At 41.8% G+C, this 19,288-nt stretch carries 10 protein-coding genes, 2 tRNA genes, 3 rRNA genes and 2 pseudogenes; 4 read left to right on the forward strand and 13 right to left on the reverse strand.

Annotated elements, in window-relative coordinates:
- Positions 1 to 6: 6 nt before the first annotated feature.
- Positions 7 to 1,473, forward strand: a pseudogene (locus NYZ99_RS15605) (glutamate synthase subunit beta).
- 53 nt (positions 1,474 to 1,526) lie between these two features.
- Here NYZ99_RS15605 and NYZ99_RS15610 read toward each other — a convergent pair.
- The 3 genes from NYZ99_RS15610 to NYZ99_RS15620 are packed head-to-tail and all read right to left on the reverse strand — an operon-like array spanning position 1,527 to position 3,778.
- Entirely contained in the window at positions 1,527 to 3,047 is a 1,521-nt protein-coding gene (locus tag NYZ99_RS15610; protein WP_260572216.1) for a sensor histidine kinase, read from the reverse strand.
- Complete coding sequence (locus tag NYZ99_RS15615) at positions 3,040 to 3,627, reverse strand: LytR/AlgR family response regulator transcription factor (RefSeq protein ID WP_260572217.1); 588 nt, start codon at positions 3,625 to 3,627, stop codon at positions 3,040 to 3,042. The genes NYZ99_RS15610 and NYZ99_RS15615 overlap by 8 nt, the downstream gene beginning before the upstream one ends.
- Complete coding sequence (locus NYZ99_RS15620; protein ID WP_260572218.1) at positions 3,608 to 3,778, reverse strand: hypothetical protein; 171 nt, start codon at positions 3,776 to 3,778, stop codon at positions 3,608 to 3,610. Before NYZ99_RS15620 ends, NYZ99_RS15615 begins: the two co-directional genes overlap by 20 nt.
- A gap of 341 nt (positions 3,779 to 4,119) precedes the next feature.
- Between NYZ99_RS15620 and NYZ99_RS15625 the strand changes: the two genes are divergently transcribed.
- A complete protein-coding gene (locus NYZ99_RS15625) occupies positions 4,120 to 4,695 on the forward strand; it encodes a hypothetical protein (RefSeq protein WP_260572219.1) in 576 nt (191 codons plus the stop codon).
- 1,062 nt (positions 4,696 to 5,757) lie between these two features.
- On the opposite strand, the gene rrf is transcribed toward NYZ99_RS15625, so the two are convergent.
- From rrf to NYZ99_RS15680, 10 genes and pseudogenes are all read right to left on the reverse strand, one after another.
- Positions 5,758 to 5,869: ribosomal RNA gene (rrf, locus tag NYZ99_RS15630) — 5S ribosomal RNA — on the reverse strand.
- 133 nt (positions 5,870 to 6,002) lie between these two features.
- Positions 6,003 to 8,832: ribosomal RNA gene (locus NYZ99_RS15635) — 23S ribosomal RNA — on the reverse strand.
- A gap of 144 nt (positions 8,833 to 8,976) precedes the next feature.
- Positions 8,977 to 9,050: transfer RNA gene (locus tag NYZ99_RS15640), tRNA-Ala, on the reverse strand.
- A 113-nt stretch (positions 9,051 to 9,163) separates the two neighbouring features.
- Positions 9,164 to 9,237: transfer RNA gene (locus tag NYZ99_RS15645), tRNA-Ile, on the reverse strand.
- Between the two features lie 151 nt (positions 9,238 to 9,388).
- A 16S ribosomal RNA gene (locus tag NYZ99_RS15650) occupies positions 9,389 to 10,914 on the reverse strand.
- The 16S, 23S and 5S rRNA genes sit together here with 2 tRNA genes alongside, the layout of an rRNA operon.
- Positions 10,915 to 11,341: 427 nt before the next feature.
- A pseudogene (locus tag NYZ99_RS23000) lies at positions 11,342 to 13,347 on the reverse strand (putative porin).
- Between the two features lie 116 nt (positions 13,348 to 13,463).
- Positions 13,464 to 14,645: a RagB/SusD family nutrient uptake outer membrane protein gene (locus tag NYZ99_RS15665; protein WP_260572222.1), complete on the reverse strand. Its 1,182-nt coding sequence runs from the start codon at positions 14,643 to 14,645 to the stop codon at positions 13,464 to 13,466.
- A 211-nt stretch (positions 14,646 to 14,856) separates the two neighbouring features.
- Positions 14,857 to 16,029, reverse strand: a complete 1,173-nt coding sequence (locus tag NYZ99_RS15670; RefSeq protein ID WP_260572223.1) for a TonB-dependent receptor — start codon at positions 16,027 to 16,029, stop codon at positions 14,857 to 14,859.
- A 39-nt stretch (positions 16,030 to 16,068) separates the two neighbouring features.
- Positions 16,069 to 17,499, reverse strand: coding sequence for a TonB-dependent receptor plug domain-containing protein (locus tag NYZ99_RS15675; protein ID WP_260572224.1), 1,431 nt, complete (start codon positions 17,497 to 17,499; stop codon positions 16,069 to 16,071).
- Positions 17,423 to 17,911, reverse strand: a complete 489-nt coding sequence (locus NYZ99_RS15680; RefSeq protein WP_260572225.1) for a carboxypeptidase-like regulatory domain-containing protein — start codon at positions 17,909 to 17,911, stop codon at positions 17,423 to 17,425. The genes NYZ99_RS15675 and NYZ99_RS15680 overlap by 77 nt, the downstream gene beginning before the upstream one ends.
- A gap of 213 nt (positions 17,912 to 18,124) precedes the next feature.
- Here NYZ99_RS15680 and NYZ99_RS15685 point away from each other — a divergent pair, with 213 nt between their 5' ends.
- Both NYZ99_RS15685 and NYZ99_RS15690 read left to right on the forward strand, forming a co-directional pair.
- Positions 18,125 to 18,718, forward strand: coding sequence for a ribonuclease HII (locus tag NYZ99_RS15685; protein WP_260572226.1), 594 nt, complete (start codon positions 18,125 to 18,127; stop codon positions 18,716 to 18,718).
- 28 nt (positions 18,719 to 18,746) lie between these two features.
- The gene (locus NYZ99_RS15690; protein ID WP_260572227.1) at positions 18,747 to 19,286 is read left to right on the forward strand and encodes a hypothetical protein; all 540 of its coding nucleotides are present in this window, start codon (positions 18,747 to 18,749) and stop codon (positions 19,284 to 19,286) included.
- Positions 19,287 to 19,288 lie beyond the last annotated feature (2 nt).

Below are 19,288 nucleotides of genomic sequence, written 5' to 3' on the forward strand. Positions count from 1 at the left end.
CGAGAAATGGGGAAGACAACAGGATTTTTGGAATTCGATAGAAAGGTAGAATCATATGCTCCGGTAGAGGAGCGTATTAAAAACTATAGGGAGTTTACACTACCTATGGAAGAAAAAGATGTTAAAGACCAAGGTGCCAGATGTATGGATTGTGGAATCCCATTCTGCCACAGTGGTTGCCCACTTGGAAATTTAATTCCTGACTTTAATGATGCCGTTTATCGTGGCAAATGGGAAAAGGCAAGCGAGATTTTGCACTCCACAAATAATTTCCCTGAGTTCACGGGTAGGTTATGTCCAGCTCCTTGTGAAGAAGCCTGTGTATTGGGAATCAACGAAGATCCCGTGACCATTGAGAATATTGAAAAAAATATCGTGGAGACGGCTTTTAAAAAGGGTTGGATTGCGGCAAAGCCTCCATTAGAGAGAACAGGTAAAAAAGTAGCCGTAGTTGGCTCCGATTCCGCAGGATTAGCCGCTGCCCAGCAATTGAATAGGGCTGGTCATGAGGTAACCGTTTTTGAAAGGGATGAAAAACCAGGCGGATTGTTGCGGTATGGAATTCAGATTTTAAAATGGAAAAGCATGTAATAGATCGAAGACTAGAAGTATTAAAAGATGAAGGTATCGAGTTCAAATGCAGTGTTCATGTTGGGAAGGATATTAAAGCCGACGCCCTAAAAAATGATTTTGATGCCATTGTTTTAACTGGTGGAGCCACCGTTAGAAGAAGATTACCAATAGAAGGTGCTGAACTTAAAGGCGTTGTACAGGCCATGGATTTTCTTGGACAAAACAACAGACGTGTCGATGGAATCAAAGATTTGGGCGAAGAAATTTTGGCGACCGATAAGGACGTTATCGTCATTGGAGGTGGTGACACGGGATCTGACTGTATAGGTACTTCTTTTAGACATGGAGCTAAATCTGTTTCTAATTTTGAAATTATGCCGATGGGTACTCCGAGAGCGACCTAAAGATCAACCTTGGCCATTTTGGCCGATGAGATTGAGAACTAGCTCCTCCCACAAGGAAGGGGCCGAACGTTTCTTCAGTATTTCGACCAAAAAATTTATTGGGGATGAAGAAGGCAATCTTAAAGGACTCATAACTTCTGAGGTAGAATGGGTAACCGTGCCAGGACAAAGACCCCAATTAAAGGAAGTTGAAGGTACAGAAAAAGAGTGGAAGTGTGAATTGGCGCTCCTAGCATTAGGTTTTACCGGTTCTGAAAATACCGTAGCAGAACAATTAGGCTTGGAAATGGACAATAGAACCAATATAAAAGCCTCTGAAATCGATTATAAGACAAACATTCCTGGTGTTTTTGTTGCTGGAGACCAGCGCAGGGGTCAATCACTGATTGTTTGGGCCATTTCGGAAGGAAGACAGGCCGCACACCACGTGGACAAATACCTAATGGGAGAATCTGCATTGCCATTAAAAGGCGATGGGGATTTGCCAAGGGTATAAGCAAAATTGTAAAACGCCTAGAACTTCGGTTTAGGGTGAAATCATTGGTAATATTATTGATAGGTATAGGGCAAATCAATGACCACTTTGGTTCCTGATTTCCCCTCTTCCAATGTTTCCATATCTAAAATTACAATCTGTCCTTCAGTTTCGTATTGTTGGGAAAAATGTTCTAATCGTTCTTTGGATAAGGAAATACCCACGGAGTCATTTTTATGTACTTTTCGTTCTTTAATATGCCTAGATTTCCGTAAGCCTATACCGTTGTCCAATATCTCGATTCGTACCTGAGTCTTCATATGTTTGGAAAGAATTATCTTAAGTTCCATATTTTCCTTCTTAGGCGACAATCCATGCCAAATGGCATTTTCCAAAAAGGGCTGTAAAAGAAGGGAAGGTATTTTGATGCCTGTTGGGTTTATATCCTGGCCGCATGCAATCGAGAACTCGATTTCATTACTGAACCTGAGGTTTTCAATATTCACATAAAGTTCCATCGTCTCCAGTTCATCGGACAAACTGGACTCCTTTTCCATAGTAGAGGCAAGAATCCTGCGAATCAACTTGGCAAACTTGTTCATGTAGTAAACAGCCTTTTCCTTATCGCTATCAATAATATAGCGCTTAATGGAATTCAAAGAATTAAAGATGAAATGGGGGTTCATCGCGCTCCTCAATGCCAATAGTTTTAGTTCGGCCAATTCTTTGTCATATTGGGTCTGTAGTCCCTTTAATCGCTCTGCTTCCGCCTTAATTTCCATAGCCTTCACATTTCCCTCTAATTGCGCCTGGACTTTTGACCTTAAATCTTCGTTCTCCCTGAATTGGGCAATTAGTGTTTCTTGTGAACGATTACGCTCATCCAAAATCAACTTTTGCTTATAGCCCGGAGCAAGAGCGAAAAATATATTTTCTATGACCAAACCTATATAAAAAATACTATACCGTACTTCTTGCTCTTCAGGTGAAAGACCAATTCGTTTTATAATTGAAACGACTAAGGAAGTCATTAATAAAAAAAAACCTCCCATAACAATATAGAATCGCAATGGAGATTTTAATTTAAATAAAGAGATAAATAGTAATAGACCAGATAAGTACGTTAAGGCGGAAAAAGCCGGATGTCCTTTCATTAAAATTTGCATGTCCCCAGTAATGACATAGAGTAATTCTAGAATAACAGCATACAGAAAAATGATTCTCACCGTCCAATAGAAAAAGTGATACCACTTATTTAAGTGTTTTTTAAAATCTAAAAGATCGTAGACAAATACAATGTAAATAAGATTATAGGATAAAATGAAATTAAGCTCAAGATGGTCAATAAATCCTCTAATGGGTTCAATGAAATCTATTACAAATCCAACTTTTGATCTATTGAGCAATCCAAAGAAAATCATAAATGTATAAAGGCTATAATACAAATAGGCTTTGTCCTTATGCTGAAAATAAAGTAAAAAGTGGTAAACGCTTAAAATGAATAAAATACCAATGACAAAAATCGTGATACCGTTCTCATTTGGATGATTGAGGACATCCACTAACCCATGCTCAAATAAAAGAAAGCTACCCATTTAAAGCTTGCATTAACTTATGCTTCTTGGTTACGGAAACAGGTACATTGGTTCCATTGCATAACACCAAATATTGCCCATCCTGATTTACAAACTCTTTTATGGCGCTCAACCGGGCCACATAGGAGTTATGAACCCTAAAAAACCCATGGCCCAACATATCTTCGAACTCTTTTAATCGCTTGCTGAATACCTCTTTGCCACCGTTTTCAAAGTGAACCTCTGTGTAATTACCATCCGACTTACAGAACAAAATATCGTTACGATCAATGTAAAGTGTCTTGCCAGCCATGGGAAGTGCCAATCGTTTATCTTCAGACTCCCTCCATTCCCTTAAGAGATGTTTCAATTCGTTACCCAAAACATTTTTTTGCTTGTTGGCCCTAATGCGTTCCATTGCCTCAATAAGATCATCGGAATCCACAGGCTTTAATAAGTAATCCATCGCATGCTGACGAAAAGCCTTAATGGCATAATTATCATAGGCAGAAGTTATGATTAGGTCAAAATTCCGGTATTTGAGCATATTCAACATCTCAAAACCATCCATTTCGGGCATTTCAATATCCGAGAAAAACACAATCCGGTTTTAAATAATTGATGGCAGATATGGCCTCTACAGGATCAGTGAACGCATCCAAAACCTGTACATCCTTACAGAACCGCTCAATTTCCCATGAAAGGTTCTTTATGGCATTGTATTCGTCGTCAACTATAATGGCCTTGATCATTTTTCACTTCTTAAGTCTTTTAAAGATAATCATTTACGGTACATGACAGTCTGCCATCACATACTTGGTACACTTGAGCACATGATTGGAAAGCTTATGAAGATTCTTGGCGAATTGAACAGTAACAGAATAAAAATACCATCCACAACCCATTGTATGTCAAATATATATGCCCTTATAGCAATTAAACATTTGAAACTTCAATTATCAGCAACGTTTATAGCTTTGAGAGTGTTCCTCCAAATAAAAATAAGTTCAATGACTGCTTTGCAAGCATATTTTATGCCTGATTAAAGCTGGATTAAATCAAGTTTTAAAGTAAAATCAATCTATTCTCTCTTATGAGAACCATAATCACCTTTTCAGTTTTCCTGTTGACTCTTTTCTCTTGCAAACAAAAAGAAAAAGAATCAAAATCCGAACAAACCCAAATAAGCAAGATATCACCTGAGGAAATGGGAGAGGACCGGATTGTTAGCCAAGGTATGGAGTTTTTTGTGGCCAACACCATATACTCAAGATGGAACAAGTTGACCTACGAAAATGAATCTCCTGAAGCCCATTTTATTTTAATGGATTTATATCCTGAAGGAAAAAATACCCGGAATACAAAAGAAGAGGTTTTACCGCCTTTTGATGAAAACATGAAACTTATAATGGAAGGTGACATCGATAATGCAGTGGCCGCCTTCGGAAAATTACCCCATTGGTTTCAAGAAATAACATATATCGGGGTTACAGGGCCTATTTCACCTCATAAAATTGCCACCAGCACTATATATCTAGAACCTGGGCTATACATAATGGAGTGTTATATGAAAATGGCCGATGGTACTTGGCATACTTCACACTGTATGTACAAAGAAATCATCTTTACAAAAGAAAGTACCAAAATGGAGCCGCCAAGATATATCTAATCTTGAATTATTAAATAAAAAAGAGCGCAAGCAGTACTTGTAAAGACTGAGCTCATGGAATATAGAACATTATTAACAACCTAAATATTTGAGTAATGAGAATACACCTATTTTTAAAAGTTGCATTAGTTTTTTTGGCAATGGATGCCTGTGAATCGTGTGAACCGGAGGATTTGTTAGATATAGAATGCCGAGAACCAAAAGGCAGAAGATATTAGTGCTGCTGAAGATGCTGCTGATTTTTTTCGGCAAGGAGCAATTAATAATGAAAATCTAAGTGAAGAAGAGTTTGAAGAAACTATAGCTGAAATTAATAGTATTTTGGAAGATACAAAGAGAGAAGTAAGAGAGCGTCCATGTGACTAACCCCTAATACAGTAAATTCGTTTAAAATTTATGTAGTTAGAATATCATGTAAAGAAAGAGCCTTTGGCTGAAGTTTAATTTATTATACCCCATTTTCGAAAAGGATTTACATGAGGCTTTTGTTATCCTTGGCTACAAGGACAAAAATGGTGTTGCATCAGGAGACAAGACACCTATGATTGGTATAAAATAACCAATAATAGTAATGGGTCAATTGAATTTAAATTGGAGAGTTGCCCATCTGATTTATGGATAAACATAAAAATCTATAATCATTTAGGTGCAGAACTTCTTAATGGTAATTACATTGCAATTTAAGGTAGCACCCTTCAAACCAGCCTGGTAGCGCCGATCAATATAAAACAAAAACCATGCCCATAAGAATTTATTATGTTAGATCGGAGATTGCTGGAAAAATAAAGATCGACCTAAATGTTGATATAATTCTAGAATTTTGGAATGAATCATATGAGTTCTCAGTTAATCTTATAGAATAAAAAATAAAGGCTGGTCTAAATAAGGGCAAAAAGTGTTCCAACTAAATGGGAGATGGCATTATAATATTCTTCCTTTGGCAATATTGATCTTTCCATGAATAAGCCAAAAATAACTATTTAAGAAGATGTAAGGAAAGGGATAATTTCTAAAATAGACAAATAAAAAAGGCCCCTTACATGACTGTAAGGGGCCTTTCGAGGAAGGCGGCTACCTACTCTCCCACTTAGTGTAGCAGTACCATCGGCGCAAACGGTCTTAACTTCCCTGTTCGGAATGGTAAGGGGTGTGCCCCGTCGCCATGGCCACCTATGTTTTCAATATTGTAAGGTATGACATAAATAATGGAACAGGTACCTAAAGATGAAGGAAGCACGATGCTTTCGCAAAAAGAAAGTTGTAAAGAAAAAAGGATCGCTCCCTCCCGGTGTACGGGAGGGGCGTAGTTGCGCAAGCCTGACGGGCAATTAGTACCACTCGGCTACGGACGTTACCGCCCTTCCACCTATGGCCTATCGACGTGGTCATCTCCCACGGCCCTTTAAAGAGATCTCATCTTGTGGCGGGTTTCGCGCTTATATGCTTTCAGCGCTTATCCCATCCCGACATAGCTACCCAGCGATGCCCCTGGCGGGACAACTGGTGCACCAGCGGTCAGTCCAACCCGGTCCTCTCGTACTAGGGTCAGAGTCACTCAAATCTCTAACGCCCGCAGTAGATAGAGACCGAACTGTCTCACGACGTTCTGAACCCAGCTCGCGTGCCACTTTAATGGGCGAACAGCCCAACCCTTGGGGCCTTCTCCAGCCCCAGGATGTGACGAGCCGACATCGAGGTGCCAAACCCCCCCGTCGATATGAGCTCTTGGGGGAGATCAGCCTGTTATCCCCGGCGTACCTTTTATCCTTTGAGCGATGGCCCTTCCATGCGGAACCACCGGATCACTATGCTCTTGTTTCCAACCTGGTCGACCTGTATGTCTCTCAGTCAAGCGCCCTTGTGCCATTGCACTCTACACACGATTGCCAACCGTATTGAGGGCACCTTTAGAAGCCTCCGTTACTCTTTTGGAGGCGACCACCCCAGTCAAACTACCCACCACGCACTGTTCCCTCTTGCGAGGGTTAGGCCCCGATCAAACAAAGGCTGGTATTTCAACAACGGCTCCTCCACACCTGGCGATGCAGATTCAAAGCCTCCCAGCTATCCTACACATTGTTTGACCAAGGTCAATACGAAGCTATAGTAAAGGTGCACGGGGTCTTTTCGTCCCACTGCGGGTAACCGGCATCTTCACCGATACTACAATTTCACCGAGCTCATGGCCGAGACAGTGTCCGGATCGTTGCACCATTCGTGCAGGTCGGAACTTACCCGACAAGGAATTTCGCTACCTTAGAATCGTTATAGTTACGGCCGCCGTTTACCGGGGCTTCAATTCAATGCTTCTCCCCGAAGGAATGACATCTCCTCTTAACCTTCCGGCACCGGGCAGGTGTCAGGCCCTATACTTCTTCTCTCGAATTTGCAGAGCCCTGTGTTTTTGATAAACAGTCGCCTGGACCTCTTCACTGCGGCCCCCCCGGAGGGGGGCGACCCTTCTCCCGAAGTTACGGGTCTATTTTGCCTAGTTCCTTAGCCATGAATCTCTCGAGCGCCTTAGAATACTCATCCCGACCACCTGTGTCGGTTTACGGTACGGGCCGCACATCTCGCTTTTCTTGGAAGTCGATACTCCGGATTATCGCCTTGGCCGTAGCCTCGGCGTACTATCGGGGCGTTACCGCTCCCTTCAACGTGCAATTCCGTCTGCACGCACCAAATTCTCGCCTCCGTCACTTTTGGCGATGTGCGGGTACGGGAATATTAACCCGTTGTCCATCCACTGCCCCTTTCGGGTTCGCGTTAGGTCCCGACTGACCCCCAGCTGATTAGCATAGCTGGGGAAACCTTGGTCTTTCGGCGTGCGGGTTTCTCGCCCGCATTATCGTTACTTATGCCTACATTTTCGTTCGTGCACGCTCCAGGACCCCTCACAGGTATCCCTTCGGCGCAGGCACGATGCTCCCCTACCACTCCTATGGAGTCCATGGCTTCGGTAATATGCTTATGCCCGATCATTATCCATGCGGAACCGCTCGACCAGTGAGCTGTTACGCACTCTTTAAATGAATGGCTGCTTCCAAGCCAACATCCTGGCTGTCAATGCAGTTCCACCGCGTTTTGTCAACTTAGCATATATTTGGGGACCTTAGCCGATGGTCCGGGTTCTTTCCCTCTCGGACATGGATCTTAGCACCCATGCCCTCACTGCGTTACATCATTTCATAGCATTCGGAGTTTGTCAGGAATTGGTAGGCGGTGAAGCCCCCGCATCCAATCAGTAGCTCTACCTCTATGAAACTAATAACACGCTGCACCTAAATGCATTTCGGGGAGTACGAGCTATTTCCGAGCTTGATTGGCCTTTCACCCCTACCCACAGGTCATCCCAAGACTTTTCAACGTCAACGGGTTCGGCCCTCCACTATGTGTTACCACAGCTTCAGCCTGCCCATGGGTAGATCGCACGGTTTCGCGTCTACTACTACCGACTATGGCGCCCTATTAAGACTCGCTTTCGCTACGGCTCCGCCCCTGAAGGGCTTAACCTTGCCGGTAAAAGTAACTCGTAGGCTCATTATGCAAAAGGCACGCCGTCACCCCGAAGGGCTCCGACCGCTTGTAGGCGTATGGTTTCAGGATCTCTTTCACTCCGTTGTTCACGGTTCTTTTCACCTTTCCCTCACGGTACTGGTTCACTATCGGTCTCTCAGGAGTATTTAGCCTTGGCGGATGGTCCCGCCGGATTCATACAGGGTTTCACGTGCCCCGCACTACTCAGGATACCACTATCTAAATGTTCTTTGCCTATACCGGGCTATCACCGTCTATGGCCGCTCTTTCCAAAGCGTTCTAGTTCATCACATCTCGAACAGCGTGGTCCTACAACCCCGTTATTGCCGAAACAACAACGGTTTGGGCTAATCCGATTTCGCTCGCCGCTACTATCGGAATCACTTTTGTTTTCTCTTCCTCCGGCTACTTAGATGTTTCAGTTCACCGGGTTCGCTTGCCTTACGGCATGACATGTCTTCAACATGCCGGGTTGCCCCATTCGGATATCCGCGGATCATATCGTATGTGCCGATCCCCGCGGCTTTTCGCAGCTTATCACGTCCTTCTTCGCCTCTGAGAGCCTAGGCATTCCCCATACGCCCTTTTCCAGCTTGTCGCCTTTCCTTTTGTTCTATTCTACTTGTACTCTTTACTTTATAAAGATTCGTGTTTCTTTCTTTTTAGGTATATACATCGGCACAAAAGTACCTCTGTATTCCCTGTTCCAATATGTCAATGAACCTGTCGCCCCTCAAGGGCATGTGGAGAATATCGGAGTCGAACCGATGACCTCCTGCGTGCAAGGCAGGCGCTCTAGCCAGCTGAGCTAATCCCCCATTTCTTTAGTCATGAGTCATTAGCCGGTAGTTATCAGCGATAACCCTGTAACTCAACCTCTAAAATTTCCAATACTTCATCCTCAATGAACGTTCCCCCAAAACGGGGCTCGTAGTCCCAGGCAGACTCGAACTGCCGACCTCTACATTATCAGTGTAGCGCTCTAACCAGCTGAGCTATGGGACTGTCCCTACTTCCAGGGCAGCGCCCCTTCCGTATTTGTTATATATCATGATTGCGGAGATTTTCTTTCCAAGAACATAAATAAATCGAAAAAACGGGATCGAAGGACCTTCGAAGGCCGCCGGTGATCGTCCCTTGAAGGGACAATCTCTAGAAAGGAGGTGTTCCAGCCGCACCTTCCGGTACGGCTACCTTGTTACGACTTAGCCCTAGTTACCGATCTTGCCCTAGGCCGCTCCTTGCGGTGACGGACTTCAGGCACTCCCGGCTTCCATGGCTTGACGGGCGGTGTGTACAAGGCCCGGGAACGTATTCACCGGATCATGGCTGATATCCGATTACTAGCGATTCCAGCTTCACGGGGTCGAGTTGCAGACCCCGATCCGAACTGTGACAGGTTTTATAGATTCGCTCCGCCTTGCGACGTGGCTGCTCTCTGTACCTGCCATTGTAGCACGTGTGTGGCCCAGGACGTAAGGGCCGTGATGATTTGACGTCATCCCCACCTTCCTCGCGGTTTGCACCGGCAGTCCCGTTAGAGTCCCCATCTTGACATGCTGGCAACTAACGGTAGGGGTTGCGCTCGTTATAGGACTTAACCTGACACCTCACGGCACGAGCTGACGACAACCATGCAGCACCTTGCAATCCGTCCGAAGAAAAGTCCATCTCCGGACCTGTCGAACTGCATTTAAGCCCTGGTAAGGTTCCTCGCGTATCATCGAATTAAACCACATGCTCCACCGCTTGTGCGGGCCCCCGTCAATTCCTTTGAGTTTCATTCTTGCGAACGTACTCCCCAGGTGGGATACTTATCACTTTCGCTTGGCCGCCCAGGCCTCAAGGGCCCGGACAGCTAGTATCCATCGTTTACGGCGTGGACTACCAGGGTATCTAATCCTGTTCGCTCCCCACGCTTTCGTCCATCAGCGTCAGTACATGGTTAGTCACCTGCCTTCGCAATCGGTGTTCTATGTGATATCTATGCATTTCACCGCTACACCACATATTCCGGCAACTTCACCATGACTCAAGACCAGCAGTATCAAAGGCAATTCTATAGTTGAGCTACAGACTTTCACCCCTGACTTACCGGCCCGCCTACGGATCCTTTAAACCCAATAATTCCGGATAACGCTCGAATCCTCCGTATTACCGCGGCTGCTGGCACGGAGTTAGCCGATCCTTATTCTTACGGTACCGTCAGTGGGGCACACGTGCCCCTTTTTCTTCCCGTATAAAAGCAGTTTACTACCCATAGGGCATTCTTCCTGCACGCGGCATGGCTGGATCAGGCCCTCGCCCATTGTCCAATATTCCTCACTGCTGCCTCCCGTAGGAGTCTCAGTCCGTGTCTCAGTACCAGTGTGGGGGATCCCCCTCTCAGGGCCCCTACCCATCGCGGTCTTGGTAAGCCGTTACCTTACCAACTAACTAATGGGACGCATGGCCATCTTCTACCGCCCGAAGGCTTTAACCACGTCCCGATGCCAGGTCGTGGTACCACGGGGCATTAATCCAAGTTTCCCTGGGCTATTCCCCTGTAGAAGGCAGGTTCCATACGCGGTGCGCACCCGTGCGCCGGTCGTCAGCGGAGCAAGCTCCCTGTTACCCCTCGACTTGCATGTGTTAGGCCTGCCGCTAGCGTTCATCCTGAGCCAGGATCAAACTCTTCATCGTTGTTCTTTATATACTCGTCCCAACGACCTCCGAAATATGACTCCCCGGCCCCGATTCTCTCGATCTAATTCTTTATGTTATCTACCATCGCAAAACTTCCTAAAAAGCTCGCGATTCTCTCCACAATATTTCAATGAACAATTCTGTAACAAGGCCGGTCACCCGACCCAATCATCGCCCAGTGTCTCACTAAGCGGGTGCAAATATACGCACCGTTTTTAATTCTACAATAGCCAAAGCAAAAAAAATTAAAAAAAAATTGATTTTATTTTTAAACATCTGAAAACCAATTTTTTATAAAGAAAATAAATGAAAGGAAATTATTCTAAAATAGTAAAATACTGTATATCAAATAGCTATTAATAATCACAAGAATTTGGCAAAACGTCAAGTACCTATATCACAGCCTCTTAAAAATACTCTTATTCTATGAAAAAAAGTTCCAAACCAAACCGAACCTTATAACAAAATCACGATATGGATAATTTGGCGCCGCATAATAGTCATAACCACTAAAAGAAGAATTAAAATGCTCGGCCTTTAGAAAAATTCTCGTTTGCTGGATTCTTGCATTAATAAAAAAGTCCAATAAAGGGAAACCACCTAATTCTTCTGTATCCTGTACGAAGAATTCTCCCAAAACTGAGTTGTAACCGTTCATCTTGTATTTGGAAAAGTATTTTAAAGTTACGCCAGTTTGCAAATACATCGCCTTTTTAAAAACATCCGAAGAAAAGTATAAACTGTTTCGCGTTATCAAAGGAGGTACATTGAATACGTTTGAATCCTGAGAAACTGTTTGATACATTACCGTGTTGTTCAAAGCAAATTTACCCAGTCTAAACTCCTTTGCATACATTAACTTCAAATAGGAAATTCCCTTGTCTTCCTGAAAAGGTTTAATGTTCGCTTGTTCCGCACCTTCCTCAATTTCTGCCGAAGGACCCATGGAGAAATATGCATAATTGTCCATGTTTGTGTATTTGGCCGAGATATTTCCAAAAAACTTGGAATCTAGATTTAGATCCAAACTGTTAACCCTTTCCTTTTTGAAGGTGTCCGTATTCTGCCAATTATAATTAAGGTATTCACTCTGATATAGTAGAAAATTAAAATCGGGCATACGGGAGGAGGAATGCAAATTAAATCCGAGTTGATTCTTATCATTTAAACTATATGATGCGGAGGCATCCAAAATATTACCTGATAAATCCCCGGAAAGATTATATTTAAAAGAACCTTCCAGCTCTAACCCACCAATTTTTTTTTCATAATCCGCCCCTAGGGCCAATTCAGTACCCTTAAGCTGACTTTGAATCTCTTGTCCGTCTTCGTTAAAAAATAGGCTATTAAAGTAGTAATTGTAGGTATATATATTAACATTACCCTGCAATCTTCCCAAGACCCTATTGAACAACTCAAGTTTGAACTGGTTATAAGTCGTTTTAAGACTTGCTTTATCATTGATTGGGGATAATATAACATCCCCAAAATAACCGTCCCCAGTAGAATGCAAAAACTGGTAATACTTAGTTTCGTACTCAAAGGTGTGTCCCAACGATAAAGAAGTCCTTTCCACATAACTTGAATCTTTATTCCTTCTTATCAATTTATAGGAATGTTCCGGATAATATCGTTTACCCGAACTACATTGTCCGCATCATCGAAGCGAACGTCCACTTTTGGACGATCCGTAAAATCCGTGTCACCAGATTCAAATTGCAGTTCTTTATCCGTAAGTCCACCATTTTCTTGGGATTTGATGTCTTGGGCCGCTATATGTGCCCTAAGGTTATATCTGCCATTCCTTGATTGATAATTGGTAGTTGTAATAAAATTACCGGATTGAACCTGATTGGAATTGTATTTTCCTAACGACCGATGCCCTTTATATCCAATAGAAAAGTTTAAGCGCCTGGAGGTATTAAAAGTCAACATGGCATCCAGTAATTGACCTTGTTCCAACGTGGTCTTAAAAAGAATATCGGTCATTGGGGTGGCTACATTGTAATAATTGATGTCCTTAGTTTCCCAATAATTAAAATGTTTGGCCTTGGCACCCAATTTTGGATACATAGTAGCCCGGTCCAAATCCACACCTAAGTAATTATACGTTTGCCCGATATTGGACAGTGGCATCAATTCGAAATCATCCTTTCTTAGATAATTGTATTTATATTCCTTTTGAATGGTTAGAGTTGTATCCAAAAAGGTAGTGTCCCTTGCATAGGATATGATTTTATAGTCCTTAATGGTCACCTCATCGCTACTATCTCTTTTCAATTCAGGTTTGGGAAGGGGTCTTGAATTTTTTTTTATGGGAAGGGAATCTGTTCCGGAAATTGAATCTAGGACTTTTGAATCGATTTCCTCTTGTTGGGCACATAGGGAAAAAGTAAGACTGCTAAAGAAAACTAGGAAGAAATACTTCATGCGTATTTTTATCAAGCGCAAAGTTAATTTTTTTGTTCATAACTAAATGTGAAAGTTTAGAACAATAAAAAAGGCCCCAAAAAATGGGGCCTTTTCAATTATCAAAAAGGGTAAAATTAATAACCGTCGTTCTGAACCATATTTGAGTTCGCATTCATCTCAGACAGAGGAATAGACCATGCAAACAGGTTGTTAGGATAACTCAGTGTGCTTACAGTGTTTCCAACCGATCCAACTGCAACAGCCGATTGACCAGTTCTCATTAAATCATCAAAACGGAAACCTTCAAAAATCAACTCTCTTCTTCTTTCATTAAGAATATCACCCTTAGTAACAGATGTGTAAGGAGTAGCATTTCTGTTATTGGCTATTAGGTTCATCTGAGTAACTGCGTCGCCACCAGTTTCCAAAAGTGCTTCTGCATAGTTCAGAATAACTTCTTCATAACGAAATAAAGGAATGTTATCAGAACCATTATTGGTGTCAGGGTATTTGCCTATATTTCTTAGAGCAGAACCGCCATCTTGGTATCCAAAAATATCCAGGCGAACATCGCCCGCATCATAAATATCCAAAACCTCAGGCAAAACCTGTACATCACCATAACCACCAGGTTCGTCCCCAGGATATCTATAGATATAACTTAGCGCATTAGGCCCAAGATTATCAGCAGTACTAAAAGCTAATTCAAACATTACGTTGGTCCCACCTTCAGTTGCCCAGCTAGACACATATGCATCAGCACCTATAACAGAATACAAACCAGAATTGATGACAGCTTCAGAAGCAGATACAGCTCTACTCCAATCTCCAAAATAAACAGCCACTCTAGCCTCTAAAGCTTTTGCTACATATTTAGAGACAAAAATCTTTGAGCTATCATAGGAAGAGTCCATCATTCCAAAAGCTGTCTCCAAATCAGTGTATATAGCCTGCTTAACCTCATCAATAGAATTTACGGAAGGAAACAAATCCTCTCCTTTGAAAGTGGTGACTATAGGAACTCCGAGCGAGCCACCACCCGCATGCTGCTGACCATATGTACGTAATAAATCAAAATGTCCTAAGGCTCTTAAAACCATAGCTTGACCCTGAATGTGAGCGCCATAATCTAAATCACCCTCTAAAGTGGAAAGATCAGTATTTATAATGATATTAACATTAGCCAAAAGCTCATAAACGTCCTCCCATATAAAACCAGTGTTGGCATTATATTGAAACTGAGATTGTGTTGTAAATCTACCCGAATTACCATTAGAGAAGGTATTATCAGATCTAACCTCATTGGTCGCAATCAAGTCTCTCCCGTAATATTCTGAGCCGAGAAAGTATATTGTGAGCACCTTTAAGAATACTATATAAGTTATCAACACGGGTTACACTCCCGTCCACACTTTTACTCTGTGCAAGTGTAGGATCTAAATCCTCAGTTGTACACGAAGACGCTAATAAAACTGCAGAAGCAGCAAATAGCATAATATATTTATTTATTTTCATCTTTTTCATTTTTTAGAAGCTTAAATTAACACCTACTGCTATTGTCCTTGCGGGAGGAGTTTCGAGTCCCGTTTCACCGGGAGTAACGTCCCCACCTTGGCTATCCACATCAACTTCCGGATCATGTAATAAGTTATCATCTTTTACCCAAGTAAGTAAGTTATTACCTCTTACAAAGAATCTCATGCTATTGATTCCTATTCTATCCGTGGCACTTCTTGGCAAGTCAAATCCAACAGTCAAAGCCCTTAACCTCATAAAATCTCCTTCATAAAGGTATTTAGAATGTCGTTGCCATGGAGTAGCTCCGGTTGTGAAAGCTCCATATCGAGCTACATCACCGGGTTGCTGCCATCTATCTAATAAGGAAGTATAACCGTTGAACGCCAAAATCGGATATGCATTTGACTGATTCAAATATAGATGCCAACCTTCATAAATTTTGTGTCCACCAGCATAGTAGCCGTTAGCGTTGATGAAGAAATTCTTATACTTGAAATTAAGGTTAAGACCCGCGGTAAAAGTAGGTACCGCATTTCCTCCTTGGAAAACTGCCTCAGCTTCATTGAAATCTGTGGTGGTTTCACCATCAACCCCATTAATATACCATTCTTCAGCTCCTGTATCAGGATTTACCCCGGCCCATGTCGGCATGTACCATTCCCTCACAGGATGGCCTGTTTCAATTCTAGTTGTTGTTGTAGTCACTGTTCTCTCCACACCATTTGGGTCTAATGGCAATTCGGTAACTTCATTCTCAACAGTGGCGAAATTACCACCTAGCGAAAATTGAACATCCTCCGTATCTACAATATTGAAGTTTAAGTCAACCTCTACCCCTTTGTTCGTCAATTCGCCAATGTTTTGATATTGACTAGAGAATCCCGTTGTTTGTGACAAAGGAACATCCAATAACAAGTCTTTGGAAGTTCTATTAAAGTATGCAGCACTACCACTGACAACGTTATTGAATAATGCAAAATCAACACCAACATCCAACGTATGGGAAGTTTCCCATGAAAGGTCTTGATTACCAAAAGTATCCACAAATTGTGCACCTTCTCCACCATAATCCGCATTAAATGCAAACAAAGATTGGTATAAGTTTAAACCAATATTGGCATTTCCAGTAACCCCGTAAGAACCTCTTAATTTTAAATTATTAACAACATTGGAGCCAGCCAAAAAGTCTTCCTTAAAGATATTCCAAGCTGCACCAACGGATCAAAAGTCACCCCATCTATTAGTGCGGGAGAATCTAGAGTTACCCTCTCTACGGTAGGAAAGATCCAATACATATCTACCATCAAAAGCAGAATATTTGGCCAATCCCATGTATGATGCTATGTAGAAGTCTTGAAAACTAGAACTTACAGAATTTGGAGTACCAACGTTATCTAAATAGTACAAACCATCATCAGCAAAATTCTGACGAGAACCACCCAAGAAATAACGGCGGTTAGACTGGTATTCCTGTAAAACCTTAAAATTAAACACGTGATCGTCGCTCAAGTCCAATTTGTAATCAAAGAAATTCTGAAAAACGTAAAACACATTGGTCCTATCATATTGTTCGGCATCACCCGATGTAGGAGCACCATATCCGTAATTTCTATTTGAATAATTTCTGTAATTATAACCTTGGTAATCTACATTGAACACTGTTCCAAAAGAAAAGTTATCAGTCAATTGCCAGTTCAATGAGTTATTGGACAATACCCTTGTTAATCTATTCTCGTAAATATTGTTATCCAAAAGATACAATGGGTTAGGCAATGAACCACCAAATAAATTATAAGAGCCGTCTTCGTTGTAAGGCAAGTTCAAGGGAGACAAGAAAAACTTGGCTGACCTTGGACTTTCAAAGTACGCACTAGTCTCCAAAAAAGCATTCTGTATTGAATGGGAGGCAGAATTGTTAGAACTGAAAGTTAAATTTGGAGTCAAATCTTTGCTGATGTTAACAGCACCGGCGATACGTTCAAATGAAGGCCCAACTACAGTACCTTCTTGATTCATATACCCCAATGACGCAAAAAAAGTATGATCATCACCTCCACGCGAAGCAGAAATACTATGTTGCTGAATTGTAGCACCGTCATTTCTTACGGCCTCATCCCAACGACCTTCCGGTCTACCTGCAGCATCCCAATCAGCAAAGCTACTAGCCAACAATGCATCGATAGCTTCTTGTTTTGTGGCGGTAATACCATCATTATAATATGCCTCCGCAGCGAGCTCCAAACGGTTAGCCGCTGTTAAAGGTACGGGGCCAGTAATTGCGTCCCTTTGAAATCCGTAACTGGAATTGACTTCAAAGACAGTATTACCCTCTCTACCTCTTTTGGTGGTAATCAAAATAACCCCATTAGAACCACGTGCACCATACTGTGCTGTAGCGGAAGCATCCTTTAAAACAGTAATGGATTTAATATTGTTATTATCCAAACCTGCCAAGGAAGATAAAGATGAATAAGCACCACTTGACCCTACATTACTGGTACTGATAGGTACACCATCAATTACGTACAAAGGCTCATTACCAGCAGTAATAGAGCTGATACCTCTAATACGAATGTTAGCGGTAGAACCTGGCGTACCCGATGTAGCTGAAACTGTAAGACCGTGAAACATTACCTTGTAATGCTTGGTCAACACTTGGCGTTATAACCTGAGATAATTGATCAGAGTCGACTTCAACAATAGAACCTGTTATATCCGATCTTCTTTGGGAAGTATAACCCGTAACAACCACCTCTTCTAAGGCTTGGGCGTCTTCATCCATTTGTACATTGATGACACTACCTGCTCCAACTGACCTCGTTTCGGTTTTTTGTCCAATGTAGGAAAATCTTAATTCCCCTCCCTGTTCAACAGTTATAGAATAATTTCCATCAAAATCTGTTTGGGTTCCGTTGGTGGTACCCACCACTACAACGGATACTCCTGGGAGTGGCAAATTGGATTGGTCCGTTACCGTACCGGACACCGTTTTTTCCTGCGCATAGGAAAATGAAATGCTGAAAACCAAAAAAGGCAGTAGCATCCATCTAAACTTCTGTTTCATAGATTTAGTTTTTGAATTAGCAAGCGTCAAAATTGACCAAAAAACCAAACTATTCCAAAAGGCCATCTTAAGGAAAAGCCAAGATTTGTTAAAAAAAGATGGATATTTATGGTTTTATTAATTTTTTTAGATTAATTAACAGGGAATATTCAAATATTTAACTTTTACATAAATCTTAATATCACCCCTTATCAGTTAACAAAATCATAAAAATTGAAGAAATTTTACACTTTTTTTAACGAATGTGGAACAGACGAGGCAGGAAGAGGTTGTTTGGCCGGTCCTGTTACAGCGGCGGCCGTCATATTATCACGTGACTTTGAGAACCCCATTTTGAACGACTCCAAACTGTTATCTAGTAAAAATCGTGACCTATTAAAACCAATTATTGAAGACCGGAGTTTGGCCCATGGAGTGGCCCATATCTACCCCTCCAAAATAGACGAAATCAATATTCTGAACGCCTCTATTTTGGCTATGCATAAGGCCATTGAAAAACTTGAAGAAATTCCGCCACATATTATTGTAGACGGCAACAAGTTTAAACCTTATGCAGACATACCTCATACCTGTATTATAAAAGGGGATTCAAAGTTTATGAATATTGCAGCGGCTTCTATCCTTGCCAAAACCTATCGAGATGCCTATATGGAAAAAATACATGAAGAATTTCCTATGTATAACTGGAAGCAAAATAAGGGTTATCCAACCAAAGAACATAGGGAGGCCATTAAGGAGTTTGGAATTACCAAATATCATAGAAAAAGTTTTAGGCTATTACCTGAACAACTTACACTAAATCTCTAAAAAGTATACATTTGCCAAAAGGCATTTCATGAAGGTAAAGCTACTGCTAACTATTTTTGGTACCATCTTCTTTTTAAATTGTACTTATAAAGGAGATGAAAAGGCCTCTACCTTAGCACTTGTCCCGGAGAATAGCCCAGTAATCATTAAAATTAATGACTTTGATACCTTCACCTCTGAAATAAAAGAGAACGAAATCCTAAAGAGTTTTCAAAATTCTGATAGGATAGCTCAGTTGGCCAACCGACTTAAGCCATTGAAATACGTTAAATCTCAATTGGGAGGTTATTTGGCCATTACGGACCATCCAAAGAAAGACTTCGATTTTGTTTACATCCCTACCGATAGTCTACCACAAATAGTCTTGGACAGTACCACAAATAAAATTGTCGAAAAAATTGTCAAAGGTGATTTGGAGTTTAGTAGATATGAAATTGATGGGAGTATTTTTTATACATCGATAATACAGAATAAGGAAATTGTAGGTTCTTCAGAATCCGCCATTGAGATGGTCTCGGAATCAATACGAAGATCCGTCTCCCGTAAAAAAGCATTTTGTAAAATTTGATG

Origin of the sequence: Maribacter litopenaei, assembly GCF_025244665.1 — a bacterium.
GTDB lineage: Bacteria > Bacteroidota > Bacteroidia > Flavobacteriales > Flavobacteriaceae > Maribacter > Maribacter litopenaei.